Here is a 13425-nt window from a genome sequence, read left to right as displayed (position 1 = left end):
ATGGCTCCGCAGGTAGGACTCGAACCTACGACCGATCGGTTAACAGCCGATAGCTCTACCACTGAGCTACTGCGGAATGATAAAGTAACTTCTTCCATTGGAAGGATATAAACAAAAAGCTTGGCGGCGTCCTACTCTCACAGGGGGAAACCCCCAACTACCATCGGCGCTGAAGAGCTTAACTTCCGTGTTCGGTATGGGAACGGGTGTGACCTCTTCGCTATCGCCACCAAACCTGATGGAGAGAATGTTCTCTCAAAACTAGATAACAATGTTCATGCTTCACAATAGAATATAGGTTAAGTCCTCGATCTATTAGTATCTGTCAGCTCCACGTGTCACCACGCTTCCACCTCAGACCTATCAACCTGATCATCTTTCAGGGATCTTACTTCCTTGCGGAATGGGAAATCTCATCTTGAGGGGGGCTTCATGCTTAGATGCTTTCAGCACTTATCCCGTCCGCACATAGCTACCCAGCGATGCCCTTGGCAGAACAACTGGTACACCAGCGGTGCGTCCATCCCGGTCCTCTCGTACTAAGGACAGCTCCTCTCAAATTTCCTGCGCCCGCGACGGATAGGGACCGAACTGTCTCACGACGTTCTGAACCCAGCTCGCGTACCGCTTTAATGGGCGAACAGCCCAACCCTTGGGACCGACTACAGCCCCAGGATGCGATGAGCCGACATCGAGGTGCCAAACCTCCCCGTCGATGTGGACTCTTGGGGGAGATAAGCCTGTTATCCCCGGGGTAGCTTTTATCCGTTGAGCGATGGCCCTTCCATGCGGAACCACCGGATCACTAAGCCCGACTTTCGTCCCTGCTCGACTTGTAGGTCTCGCAGTCAAGCTCCCTTGTGCCTTTACACTCTGCGAATGATTTCCAACCATTCTGAGGGAACCTTTGGGCGCCTCCGTTACATTTTAGGAGGCGACCGCCCCAGTCAAACTGCCCACCTGACACTGTCTCCCTGCCCGATAAGGGCAGCGGGTTAGAAGGTCAATACAGCCAGGGTAGTATCCCACCGATGCCTCCACCGAAGCTAGCGCTCCGGTTTCCAAGGCTCCTACCTATCCTGTACAAGCTGTACCAACATTCAATATCAGGCTGCAGTAAAGCTCCACGGGGTCTTTCCGTCCTGTCGCGGGTAACCTGCATCTTCACAGGTACTATAATTTCACCGAGTCTCTCGTTGAGACAGTGCCCAGATCGTTGCGCCTTTCGTGCGGGTCGGAACTTACCCGACAAGGAATTTCGCTACCTTAGGACCGTTATAGTTACGGCCGCCGTTTACTGGGGCTTCAATTCGCACCTTCGCTTACGCTAAGCGCTCCTCTTAACCTTCCAGCACCGGGCAGGCGTCAGCCCCTATACTTCGCCTTACGGCTTCGCAGAGACCTGTGTTTTTGCTAAACAGTCGCCTGGGCCTATTCACTGCGGCTTCTCGGGGCTTTAACACCCTAAGAAGCACCCCTTCTCCCGAAGTTACGGGGTCATTTTGCCGAGTTCCTTAACGAGAGTTCTCTCGATCACCTTAGGATTCTCTCCTCGCCTACCTGTGTCGGTTTGCGGTACGGGCACCTCTCACCTCGCTAGAGGCTTTTCTTGGCAGTGTGGAATCAGGAACTTCGCTACTAAATTTCGCTCGCCATCACAGCTCAGCCTTTATGGGAAACGGATTTGCCTATTTCCCAGCCTAACTGCTTGGACGCGGATATCCAATACCGCGCTTACCCTATCCTCCTGCGTCCCCCCATTGCTCAAATGGTGAGGAGGTGGTACAGGAATATCAACCTGTTGTCCATCGCCTACGCCTTTCGGCCTCGGCTTAGGTCCCGACTAACCCTGAGCGGACGAGCCTTCCTCAGGAAACCTTAGGCATTCGGTGGACGGGATTCTCACCCGTCTTTCGCTACTCATACCGGCATTCTCACTTCTAAGCGCTCCACCAGTCCTTCCGGTCTGGCTTCACAGCCCTTAGAACGCTCTCCTACCACTGTTCGTAAGAACAGTCCGCAGCTTCGGTGATACGTTTAGCCCCGGTACATTTTCGGCGCAGAGTCACTCGACCAGTGAGCTATTACGCACTCTTTAAATGGTGGCTGCTTCTAAGCCAACATCCTGGTTGTCTAAGCAACTCCACATCCTTTTCCACTTAACGTATACTTTGGGACCTTAGCTGGCGGTCTGGGCTGTTTCCCTTTCGACTACGGATCTTATCACTCGCAGTCTGACTCCCAAGGATAAGTCATCGGCATTCGGAGTTTGACTGAATTCGGTAACCCGGTAGGGGCCCCTAGTCCAATCAGTGCTCTACCTCCGAGACTCTTACCTTGAGGCTAGCCCTAAAGCTATTTCGGAGAGAACCAGCTATCTCCAGGTTCGATTGGCATTTCACCCCTACCCACACCTCATCCCCGCACTTTTCAACGTGCGTGGGTTCGGGCCTCCATTCAGTGTTACCTGAACTTCACCCTGGACATGGGTAGATCACCTGGTTTCGGGTCTACGACCACGTACTCATGCGCCCTATTCAGACTCGCTTTCGCTGCGGCTCCGCATCTTCTGCTTAACCTTGCACGGGATCGTAACTCGCCGGTTCATTCTACAAAAGGCACGCCATCACCCGTTAACGGGCTCTGACTACTTGTAGGCACACGGTTTCAGGATCTATTTCACTCCCCTTCCGGGGTGCTTTTCACCTTTCCCTCACGGTACTGGTTCACTATCGGTCACTAGGGAGTATTTAGCCTTGGGAGATGGTCCTCCCGGATTCCGACGGAATTTCACGTGTTCCGCCGTACTCAGGATCCACTCTGGAGAGAATGACATTTCAGTTACAGGGCTGTTACCTTCTTTGGCGGGCCTTTCCAGACCTCTTCGCTTATATCATTCCTTTGTAACTCCGTATAGAGTGTCCTACAACCCCAAGAGGCAAGCCTCTTGGTTTGGGCTGTTCCCGTTTCGCTCGCCGCTACTCAGGGAATCGCATTTGCTTTCTCTTCCTCCGGGTACTTAGATGTTTCAGTTCCCCGGGTATGCCTTCTCATACTCTATGTATTCAAGTATGGATACTACTCCATTACGAGCAGTGGGTTTCCCCATTCGGAAATCTCCGGATCAAAGCTTGCTTACAGCTCCCCGAAGCATATCGGTGTTCGTCCCGTCCTTCATCGGCTCCTAGTGCCAAGGCATCCACCGTGCGCCCTTTCTAACTTAACCATTTCTTACTTTAGAAAGAATCACTATGTGTGATGAACTTTGCATTGCATTCAATGTGAATGTATTACTTATTGTTATCTAGTTTTCAAAGAACAATCCTGTCTCGCTAGAGACATGTTTTGAAGGAATGATCCTTCAAAACTAAACAAGACGAAAACGTACGCTGCTCCATATATCCTTAGAAAGGAGGTGATCCAGCCGCACCTTCCGATACGGCTACCTTGTTACGACTTCACCCCAATCATCTGCCCCACCTTCGGCGGCTGGCTCCATAAAGGTTACCTCACCGACTTCGGGTGTTGCAAACTCTCGTGGTGTGACGGGCGGTGTGTACAAGGCCCGGGAACGTATTCACCGCGGCATGCTGATCCGCGATTACTAGCGATTCCAGCTTCACGCAGTCGAGTTGCAGACTGCGATCCGAACTGAGAACAGATTTATGGGATTGGCTAAACCTTGCGGTCTTGCAGCCCTTTGTTCTGTCCATTGTAGCACGTGTGTAGCCCAGGTCATAAGGGGCATGATGATTTGACGTCATCCCCACCTTCCTCCGGTTTGTCACCGGCAGTCACCTTAGAGTGCCCAACTGAATGCTGGCAACTAAGATCAAGGGTTGCGCTCGTTGCGGGACTTAACCCAACATCTCACGACACGAGCTGACGACAACCATGCACCACCTGTCACTCTGTCCCCGAAGGGAAAGCCCTATCTCTAGGGTTGTCAGAGGATGTCAAGACCTGGTAAGGTTCTTCGCGTTGCTTCGAATTAAACCACATGCTCCACCGCTTGTGCGGGCCCCCGTCAATTCCTTTGAGTTTCAGTCTTGCGACCGTACTCCCCAGGCGGAGTGCTTAATGCGTTAGCTGCAGCACTAAGGGGCGGAAACCCCCTAACACTTAGCACTCATCGTTTACGGCGTGGACTACCAGGGTATCTAATCCTGTTCGCTCCCCACGCTTTCGCTCCTCAGCGTCAGTTACAGACCAGAGAGTCGCCTTCGCCACTGGTGTTCCTCCACATCTCTACGCATTTCACCGCTACACGTGGAATTCCACTCTCCTCTTCTGCACTCAAGTTTCCCAGTTTCCAATGACCCTCCCCGGTTGAGCCGGGGGCTTTCACATCAGACTTAAGAAACCGCCTGCGAGCCCTTTACGCCCAATAATTCCGGACAACGCTTGCCACCTACGTATTACCGCGGCTGCTGGCACGTAGTTAGCCGTGGCTTTCTGGTTAGGTACCGTCAAGGTGCGAGCAGTTACTCTCGCACTTGTTCTTCCCTAACAACAGAGCTTTACGATCCGAAAACCTTCATCACTCACGCGGCGTTGCTCCGTCAGACTTTCGTCCATTGCGGAAGATTCCCTACTGCTGCCTCCCGTAGGAGTCTGGGCCGTGTCTCAGTCCCAGTGTGGCCGATCACCCTCTCAGGTCGGCTACGCATCGTCGCCTTGGTGAGCCATTACCCCACCAACTAGCTAATGCGCCGCGGGTCCATCTGTAAGTGACAGCCGAAACCGTCTTTCATCCTTGAACCATGCGGTTCAAGGAACTATCCGGTATTAGCTCCGGTTTCCCGGAGTTATCCCAGTCTTACAGGCAGGTTACCCACGTGTTACTCACCCGTCCGCCGCTAACATCCGGGAGCAAGCTCCCTTCTGTCCGCTCGACTTGCATGTATTAGGCACGCCGCCAGCGTTCGTCCTGAGCCAGGATCAAACTCTCCGAAAAAGTACAAAACCGAAGTTTTGCTTTTCGCCAGTTTGACTGACTACCTATGAAGTATCATAGGATTTTTTATAAAAACTCGAATTAACAGGTACGTTTTGTCTTGTTTAGTTTTCAAAGATCATCTCCGCCGTTCTTAGCGGCTTTAATAATATAACATTTCGCTTCATCTTATGTCAACAACTTTTTTCAAGTTTATTTCCCGAAGCGTTTTGTGTTTGTCACTGTGTGTCAGCGACGATTAATAATATATCACGAAAACATTCTCTTGGTCAATGTCTTTTCAAAACTTTTTTTGAAATAGTTTTATTAAGCATCTTAAATCCTTGTCCTGCATACAATCAAGTAACAATCTTGGACAAGGCAGGAGTGTTTGAATTGAGTCGATTATATGTGTTGCCTATTAAACGGCTGAAGCAAGTTGTCATTATTCTTGTAGCAGCCCTTGCAGCTGCAACCTTTTTTTATGTACAAAAGGCACCGCCGCTGTCGGTATTTAAAACTGAACATGGACCCCGAGCCATTTATAAAGGCGAGACTTCATCAAAACATGTCTCTCTCACTTTTAATATTGGCTGGGGAGATGAGAAGGCTGTTCCTATTTTAAATGTCCTTCGAGAGTACGGTATAAAGAACGCCACCTTCTTTCTGTCTGCTTCTTGGGCTGAGCGTCATCCTGATATCGTGAAACAAATTAGGGAGGACGGCCACCAGATCGGAAGCCTCGGCTATGCTTATAAAAATTATAGCCAGCTTGAGGATAGTGAGATCAAGCAAGATCTTGTCCGTGCACAAAATACATTTCAAAAGCTTGGACTAGATGACATTCAACTATTAAGACCGCCAACTGGACAGTTTAACGAAACAGCACTAAAAATAGCCACACAGTACGGTTATACCGTTGTTCATTACAGTATCAATTCACAGGATTGGCTGAATCCGGGTGTCGACCAGATTGTTCAGAATGTAAATGATCGAATGAAAAGCGGAGACATTGTTCTCCTTCACGCCTCAGATTCAGCAACCCAAACCGCCCAAGCCTTACCAGCTATTTTGAAACAAATAAAAGAAAAGCATTTAAAAAATGTGACGGTTGGCGAACTGATCTCCAATACGAAAACAAAATCATCGGAAGTTAAGTAGCTTTCGCTTTTGAAAACCGCGGCATCGCTAACAGCTGAAACGCATTACAGCCTAATAGCGGGAATAGCATTAAATACAGCCAGTCCTCTTCATTGACTCTGAGCGCCGGAAACCATTCTAACGACGTGATGACGACCATGAGAAACATTGCGGAAACAAATGTTTTCTTAGAGGACTGCTGCTGTTTAAAGTAAGCCACGATCAAAGCAAACACACCGATAAATAAAGGCAGCCACAAGTATGGAAGAAATGATTCATTCTCCCCGAAAAACAAAAATCGCAAGTAAGCTAAATCAAACAGCACAAAAATCACAAGAAACAGCTGAATGGTATTCCATAAAGAATGCGACCGAAAAATCTCTAACGCAAACCGGTGCACCGTCAAGAAGACAACAAACCCCATCTGGCTAATGACACTAAAGATCATCCCTACACCAATGAACCAAAACAACACAGATGCGATCTCTAGAATTTCAAACGATATAAAAAGCTTCTGATATTTCCCCCACTCCAGCGCAAAGCCTACCACGCTTGTAATGACCGCTCCAACAGCTAGCACAGAGAAGAAAAAACGAACTAAATCCCGACTTTTCATTGAATTGATCCAACCCCTATTTTTGTTATGTATAAATTTACGTGAAACATTCATATTAAAAGTAAGACATGTAACGAAAGGAGCCACAGTATGTCAAAAGGCATCTTGCGTATAATGAGCTGTTTTCTTCTTTTATCTCTAACAGCTTGTGCTCCCAAAACCCAATCCTCATCTAATATGGACTATGACGAAACAAAAAAAATGGTCGTCGATATATTAAAGACAGATGACGGTAAAAAGGCCATTCAACAGTTATTAAATGACGAGGCAATGAATGAAGCTTTGGTAATGGATGAACAAACTGTGAAAAAAACGATAGAGAAAACACTGACTTCTGATAAAGGCAAAGAGTTCTGGAAGAAGGTCTTTGAGGATTCTAAATTTGCCGAGACTTTCGCAAAATCCATGCAGCAACAGCATGAAAGAATGTTAAAACAGTTAATGAAGGATCCTGACTATCAACAGCTGATGATGGATATTCTCAAGGATCCTGAGATGGAAAAGAAATACGGTGAACTTGTAAAAAGCAAAGAGTTTAGAAAGCACTTAGAAAAAGTCATTACGGAAACATTGAGCAGCCCTCTTTATAAGAAGAAATTCGAAGATGAGCTCAAAAAGGCAGCATCTGAAAGCGGCAGTGATTCCGGCTCGAAAGATAGCGAAGGAAGCGATTAGTTAAACATCACCCGAGTGGCGTTCATCCACTCGGGCTTTCATTATGCTTTCACTGCTAATTGTTCAATGACTTTATTCGCAATGTGTTGATACACTTCTCCTGTCGGATGACTTGCATCATAGACAGAAGGCGCGAAATCATCCTCATTCCAATCAGGCTGTCTTAAAGGAATTTGGCCAAGAACTGATACACGCAGCTCTTCAGCCAGCTTGTCCCCGCCGCCTTTTCCAAAGACGTATTCCTTTTCACCTGTTTTTTTGCTTTCATAATAACTCATATTCTCAACGACCCCGAGCACCTCATGATCTGTTTGCAGTGCCATTGCGCCTGCTCTTGCTGCAACGAAGGCAGCCGTTGGATGTGGTGTAGTGACAATGATTTCTTTACAGCTAGGCAGCATTGTATGAATATCAAGCGCTACATCTCCCGTTCCAGGCGGAAGGTCTAATAGTAAGTAATCTAATTCTCCCCACTCAACTTCGTGGAAGAAGTTATTTAACATTTTTCCAAGCATCGGTCCTCTCCAAATAACCGGTGCATTTTCTTCAACAAAAAAGCCCATTGAAATCACTTTGACACCAAAGCGCTCCACAGGAATAATTTTTTCCCCTTTAACTGTTGGTCTGACAGTGATTCCCATCATATCCGGTACACTAAAGCCATAAATATCAGCATCAATCAGTCCGACTTTTTTCCCTAGACGAGCGAGCGCTACAGCAAGGTTAACAGAAACCGTCGATTTACCAACGCCGCCCTTTCCACTCGCAATCGCTAAGAACTCAGGCGGATTTTTAGAGTTAAGCAGGGTTTCTTCCTCATCTTGTGATGGCATAAACTTTTCAAGTGTTTCCTGAGGAAGTTCTTCAAAACGAAGTCCTACTGTGTTAGCGCCAGCTGCTTTCAAGGCTTGTACGATATCTTGCTGCAGCTTCATCTGCTCAGCAGTGCCTGTTTTGGCAATAGCCACCTTTAGACTCACATGCTCTTTCTCAGGCTTTAGGCTGATTTCCTTGATGGCATCCAGCTCACCAAGCGGTATATGAAGGAAAGGTTCGTCCATCTTCCCAACTAGTTTTCTTACATCATCTTGTCCGATCATAGCAGAACCTCACCCTTTATTGAATTCGTTTACAATCCAAGTATATCATACATATCCTTACAATGTCTGTCCTGTTTGCCTGCGATCAAAAGGAAAAAGCCCCTTATTCAGGCGGCTCTTTTTGCTCTGTTAAATATCTTAAAATCCCTTTATAAATAGAGGCAGCAATTTGATCCTGATATTTAGGTGTTGCCAGCTGGCCAGCCTCTTTCGGATTGGAGAGAAATCCAATTTCCACAAGAGCTCCTGGCTTTGTGACATTTTGCATTAAATAAATGCCGTTGATCCGCTTCGCTTTTCGATCTGTGTTTTCAAGATTTCTGCGTAATTCATCTTGAATGAACTTCGCCGCCTTTTCATTCTCTTCATACTTTCCGTAAAAAAACGTCTGCGCTCCGCTCCATTTGTTCGATGGTATCGCATTTAAATGAATGCTTAAATAGAGGTCCGCTTCAGATTCATTGATAACTTTAACGCGGTTCCTTAAATCCTCCGCTTTCTTCCGGGCATAACCCTTTGTATTCTTTGATGATAAATCAGAATCATCCTCTCGGGTCATGAGAACAAGTGCTCCCTGCTCCTGCAAATAGTCACGTATCTTCATGGATACATCTAGCGCAATCTCTTTCTCAAGCAGCTCTCCTCCTACAGCCCCGCCATCTGGACCGCCGTGACCCGGATCTAAATAGATGATCTTCCCGCTTAGAGGCAAATTCCACGATTTCCAAGAATCATCATTTAGAAATTGAAACCTGAATAAGAATAAGAGGACAATAAACCCGATTAAAAACCCTGTCCACTTCAGCTTTCTTTTCATCCCTGTCCCTCCCATACACCATTATTTTATAGATATGGGACAAGGGCTGGAAATATGCTTAGTGCAGCCGAAGCTTGTGTCTTTTTTCTGATTCACGAAAGCCTTCCTGCCACCACATACTTAAAAAATCTTTCGCAAATGGATATAAACATGACATCTTCCGCTCCATACGGAACATATTCCCCCACGATTGCAAGCATCCTGCGAGCTCTTCAATCAGCTCAGCTTCCTCCTGGGAGGACCGTTTTTTGATATCGTCGAACGATTCCCCGTATTTACTCGACTCACCGTATCTCCCGCCAGCTAAAAAAGCTTCAATGGCGAAATCGATACAGCCATCACTCATAATCCCAGCTGGATCATCTGCAAATGGAAACAGCTTCTTTGTGAATTTCTCAGAAGCGGCCGTTACTTGTTGAAGAGACAATGTACGCAAAAGCTTCTTTTCAAGCGTGACATCTCTTTTTGTTTTTAGTTGATAAAATGAAAGCACTTCTGCCATGGACTGAACTCCTTTTTTCTTTGTATTGTTCGTTGGTTTGAACAAAACATGCAGTTCAGTAAATGGAAATGACGGCCTGTGAACGATCGGAATGGAAAATTGTGATAAAATAGACATTTACATATAGAAAGAACAATAAAGGGGCAAAATCAATGAAGAAATGGATGTATATCCTGCTGCTATTAACAGTCGTCTTATCTGCATGCAGCAGTCAAGCCACAGAGAAAAAGAGCGATATAAAAGGAATAGAAGACATATCCTTAAAACAACTTTCAACACACAAAAACACGTATCTCGGTGACAATTCAGCCATTCGTGAAATCTTATCAGATCTTCCTGGAGGCGTAATACGTGAATTTGAAATCATCGATGGAAAAGCATTAGACGTCACGTATGGAGTAAAAGAAAATGCAGGCTATACAGAAGAACAGTTTGACGCCTTCTGGTTTGATCAAAAGGATACGATCGAAAAAACGTATTTATACAACGCCATCGCACTTTTTATTCTTGTCGATAACGTAGAGCAAGTGACACTTAACATGAGCTCTAAAGACGAGCCGTCCGTCACGTTTAAAAGAAAACAGCTAGAAAAAGAGCTCCCTCACCCTTTTAAAAAGTACAAAGACGATACTGCGCTTTGGCAAAAGGAACTGGTTGATGGAGTTGTGAAGTCAAAAAAGAAACGCCAAGATGTATACAAAGCGTTTCCAATGCAGAAATAATAAAACAGAGGGATGTTTCCCTCTGTTTTTTGATGTTTATGTATTGAAAGCCTGTATCAATCGTTGTCGAAAGTTTTGATCCACTGCTGCAGTAAGCATAAATTCGTTGAATACTCCCCCAATCCAGTGAGAATTGTTCGCTTTCGGATCATTGATAAAAAGAGAAATGGATATAGAGGATGTATCTATTCTTCGATATAAAGCACCTGTGAAAACGAACAATGTTGCTCCGCCTTTATACCAAAGATATTGATCTGTTTCCTTTTTCATTGTTTCTCCCAGTACGATTTGGCTAAAAAGACTCTTTTCTTCTATTGTTAACAGCTCATCCTGGAGACGTTTCATAAAATGTGCATATTGATTGGTTGTAGACTTTGTCAACTTTTGCGTCAGTAATGATTGAATACGCCAGCCTAATAAGTTCTTTTTTTTCATTTTTTCTTCTAACGCCTTTTTATGCTCTGGGTCATTTTTCATGATATTAAAAATCTCATTCATTAGAGATTTGTATTGTTCTTCGGATACACCGCTCATTTTCTTGAATGCATCCCGCCGACGATCAGATACATAAGCGGACCACAAAATCATTGGCGTCAGCGGCATGAGTTCATCATGTTCTGTAAGACCTGCTTGTTTCATCTGATCATTGATCTTTTCTAAGCCCAGCCGGTCAATCAAATAATCCGTACAAGCATTCGAACTGAATTGCATCATCCCTTTGGCAACATCTAATAAAGTCGCATGCTCAGAAAAATCATTGACCTCCAGCCAGTACGCGTGCGCACCACCGTCTGTCTATCAATATAAAACCGCTCTATAGCAGACAATGCCACTTTTTCCTCTAGCTTAATGGCGCCGCTCGATACAGCTTTAACAAAATGAAATAAAACCACTAATTTCACCGTACTTGCAAGTGGTGTTTTTTGATCAGCATTCCACTCTAACATCACATCATCATTTTCAATGATTGTCACTGAAACGTCCTTTTTGTTTTTTGCGACAAATGTCAAAAGATCTTCCTTCGTTTTTTTCATATCTCTTTTATACAGCAAGACTTGAACCAACACATAAAGTATGACCACACATATGACAATTAGACCGATTTTGAGTAACATGTTTCTCCTTTCCAAATAACAGAGGATTTATATATTGAATATAGCAAATATTTCTAATGAAGGCACAAAAAAGGCAGAGGTACGTGAATCCTCCGCTTCTTGATGTTCTTATTCATGGGGCAAATGCAGCTTCATTCCTTCATGAGTGGCTTCAAACCCTAATTTCTCATAAAAATGTCGTGCTTCTGGCCTCTGTTTATCTGTTGTCAGTTGAATCATATGACAGCCACGGTCGCTTGCGCGTTGAATGGCCCACTTTATAAGCAGCGAACCGACTCCTTTTCCTCTATGACTCGAAGCCGTGCGAACTCCTTCGATGGATGCTCTCCATCCCCCTTGATGTGTAAGAAATGGCGTCATGGTTAACTGAAGAACACCAACTGCTTCTTCCTGGTCACACGCAACAATGAGTTCAATATTTGGATCAGCATCGATTGATTGAAAGGCTTTGATATAGCTTTCTAATAATGGGCGAGTGTAACGCTCTCTCTTTTGACCTAACTTATCATCTGAAAGCATGAAGACGATTTTGTCGAGATCTTCTTGCACAGCTTCTCTAAATGTCAATTGATTTAAATTCAATGAAAGCACCTCCTTAGATGGAAGACTGTTTTTCACTTACTAAAATACCAGTTAAGAGCGTTCTCATATAAAAATTTGATCAGCTGCTTTTTCATCAAAGTACTTCATATCATGAAAACTGATCAAGCCCTCTTCACGAACCATTCCTCTTGTAAGATGGCATAGTAAAACTCATCCCACCACTCATTTCCTTGTGGTATACATTTTTTAAAATACCCCTCTCTCCTCATCCCCATTTTCTCCATCACTCTCCACGATGGCACATTTTCAGGCTGACAAGTGGCAATGATCCGATGTAAGTTCAGAGTGTGAAAACCATGATGTAAGACAGCATACGCCGCTTCTGATGCATATCCCTTGTTTTGATAGGCAGGATTGAAAACCCAGCCAATTTCATATGTGTGCTCACCAAAGTAAGAATGAAACACGATATGCCCGATGCAAATCTGGTCTTCTTTTAATAGAACAGCAAAATTCTTGGCTGTTTTAAGACGATTATTTTTAACAAATTCCTGCGCATTTTCTTTAGAAAAAACACCTTCCGGAATATACTTCATCACTTCCGGATCAGAAGTATATGCATAGACATCCTGCCAATCATCCTCAGCAAATGATCGAATGATACACCTTTCTGTTGTTAGATTCATATGACACCCTCCATAGACTTCGTTTTTTAAACAGAAACCTCGCTATGATCCTATTTTATATGTTTCCATACAGAATAAAACACAAATAAAAAAGCACCAGCAGGATGCTGATGCTTTTTTTATAAGGTTTGTCTGTAACAAACCTTTGTAAAACGTCCATACAATATAAAATTGATTAACGTTTTGAGAACTGAGGTGCGCGACGAGCGCCTTTAAGACCGTATTTCTTACGCTCTTTCATACGAGAGTCACGAGTAAGAAGTCCAGCACGTTTAAGTGGTGTACGGTACTCAGGATCTACTTCTAGAAGAGCACGAGAGATACCGTGACGAATTGCTCCAGCTTGACCAGAGAATCCACCACCGTGAACATTTACAAGAACATCGTAGCTGTTAGCTGTTTCTGTGATGTTCAAAGGCTGTTTCACGTCTTCGATTAAAGCAGCGAATGGAATGTATTCAGTAATTTCACGATTATTAACGACGATACGGCCTTCACCTGGAACTAAGCGAACGCGCGCTACAGAACTTTTACGACGACCTGTACCGTAATATTGAACCTGTGCCAAATTGT

General features: G+C 45.0%; 12 protein-coding genes, 1 tRNA gene and 3 rRNA genes. 3 read left to right on the top strand and 13 right to left on the bottom strand.

The window, feature by feature from the left end; all coding sequences use genetic code 11:
- Position 1 precedes the first annotated feature (1 nt).
- The 4 genes from NSS76_RS00985 to NSS76_RS00970 all read right to left on the bottom strand — a co-directional run bounded on the left by NSS76_RS00985 (position 2) and on the right by NSS76_RS00970 (position 4957).
- Positions 2 to 76 (bottom strand) — tRNA-Asn (locus NSS76_RS00985).
- Positions 77 to 118: 42 nt separating this feature from the next.
- Positions 119 to 234: ribosomal RNA gene (rrf, locus tag NSS76_RS00980) — 5S ribosomal RNA — on the bottom strand.
- Positions 235 to 295: 61 nt separating this feature from the next.
- Positions 296 to 3226: ribosomal RNA gene (locus NSS76_RS00975) — 23S ribosomal RNA — on the bottom strand.
- A gap of 182 nt (positions 3227 to 3408) precedes the next feature.
- Positions 3409 to 4957 (bottom strand): 16S ribosomal RNA (locus NSS76_RS00970).
- Together the 16S, 23S and 5S rRNA genes with 1 tRNA gene alongside form the textbook arrangement of a ribosomal RNA operon.
- A gap of 375 nt (positions 4958 to 5332) precedes the next feature.
- Between NSS76_RS00970 and pdaB the strand changes: the two genes are divergently transcribed.
- On the top strand, positions 5333 to 6097 hold the full coding sequence (gene pdaB / locus NSS76_RS00965) for a polysaccharide deacetylase family sporulation protein PdaB (protein ID WP_024425619.1): 765 nt from the start codon (positions 5333 to 5335) through the stop codon (positions 6095 to 6097).
- On the opposite strand, the gene NSS76_RS00960 is transcribed toward pdaB, so the two are convergent.
- Complete coding sequence (locus NSS76_RS00960) at positions 6090 to 6692, bottom strand: KinB-signaling pathway activation protein (RefSeq protein ID WP_073203503.1); 603 nt, start codon at positions 6690 to 6692, stop codon at positions 6090 to 6092. The genes pdaB and NSS76_RS00960 overlap by 8 nt on opposite strands.
- 90 nt (positions 6693 to 6782) lie before the next feature.
- On the opposite strand from NSS76_RS00960, the gene gerD reads away from it, so the two are divergent.
- Positions 6783 to 7367, top strand: a complete 585-nt coding sequence (gene gerD, locus NSS76_RS00955) for a spore germination lipoprotein GerD (protein ID WP_024425617.1) — start codon at positions 6783 to 6785, stop codon at positions 7365 to 7367.
- Between the two features lie 41 nt (positions 7368 to 7408).
- Here gerD and NSS76_RS00950 read toward each other — a convergent pair whose 3' ends face one another.
- From NSS76_RS00950 to NSS76_RS00940, 3 genes are all read right to left on the bottom strand, one after another.
- On the bottom strand, positions 7409 to 8467 hold the full coding sequence (locus tag NSS76_RS00950; RefSeq protein WP_024425873.1) for an Mrp/NBP35 family ATP-binding protein: 1059 nt from the start codon (positions 8465 to 8467) through the stop codon (positions 7409 to 7411).
- Positions 8468 to 8570: 103 nt separating this feature from the next.
- On the bottom strand, positions 8571 to 9284 hold the full coding sequence (cwlD, locus tag NSS76_RS00945; RefSeq protein WP_024425615.1) for an N-acetylmuramoyl-L-alanine amidase CwlD: 714 nt from the start codon (positions 9282 to 9284) through the stop codon (positions 8571 to 8573).
- 58 nt (positions 9285 to 9342) lie between these two features.
- Positions 9343 to 9786: a DUF2521 family protein gene (locus NSS76_RS00940; protein ID WP_044333888.1), complete on the bottom strand. Its 444-nt coding sequence runs from the start codon at positions 9784 to 9786 to the stop codon at positions 9343 to 9345.
- A 152-nt stretch (positions 9787 to 9938) separates the two neighbouring features.
- On the opposite strand from NSS76_RS00940, the gene NSS76_RS00935 reads away from it, so the two are divergent.
- Positions 9939 to 10508, top strand: a complete 570-nt coding sequence (locus NSS76_RS00935) for a DUF4825 domain-containing protein (protein WP_044333887.1) — start codon at positions 9939 to 9941, stop codon at positions 10506 to 10508.
- A 36-nt stretch (positions 10509 to 10544) separates the two neighbouring features.
- On the opposite strand, the gene NSS76_RS00930 is transcribed toward NSS76_RS00935, so the two are convergent.
- The 5 genes from NSS76_RS00930 to rpsI all read right to left on the bottom strand — a co-directional run bounded on the left by NSS76_RS00930 (position 10545) and on the right by rpsI (position 13420).
- Complete coding sequence (locus NSS76_RS00930; protein ID WP_254241446.1) at positions 10545 to 11222, bottom strand: serine hydrolase; 678 nt, start codon at positions 11220 to 11222, stop codon at positions 10545 to 10547.
- A gap of 14 nt (positions 11223 to 11236) precedes the next feature.
- Entirely contained in the window at positions 11237 to 11623 is a 387-nt protein-coding gene (locus tag NSS76_RS00925; protein WP_254241447.1) for a serine hydrolase, read from the bottom strand.
- A 108-nt stretch (positions 11624 to 11731) separates the two neighbouring features.
- The gene (locus NSS76_RS00920) at positions 11732 to 12205 is read right to left on the bottom strand and encodes a GNAT family N-acetyltransferase (protein WP_122632208.1); all 474 of its coding nucleotides are present in this window, start codon (positions 12203 to 12205) and stop codon (positions 11732 to 11734) included.
- Positions 12206 to 12327: 122 nt separating this feature from the next.
- Positions 12328 to 12852, bottom strand: a complete 525-nt coding sequence (locus NSS76_RS00915; RefSeq protein WP_024425869.1) for a GNAT family N-acetyltransferase — start codon at positions 12850 to 12852, stop codon at positions 12328 to 12330.
- 175 nt (positions 12853 to 13027) lie between these two features.
- Positions 13028 to 13420, bottom strand: coding sequence for a 30S ribosomal protein S9 (gene rpsI / locus NSS76_RS00910; RefSeq protein WP_007496354.1), 393 nt, complete (start codon positions 13418 to 13420; stop codon positions 13028 to 13030).
- Positions 13421 to 13425 lie beyond the last annotated feature (5 nt).

The organism is Bacillus sp. FSL R5-0654, assembly GCF_038008745.1.
In the GTDB taxonomy this organism is placed as follows: Bacteria; Bacillota; Bacilli; order Bacillales; family Bacillaceae; genus Bacillus; species Bacillus safensis.
This window is presented reverse-complemented; position numbering and strand designations above follow the sequence as displayed.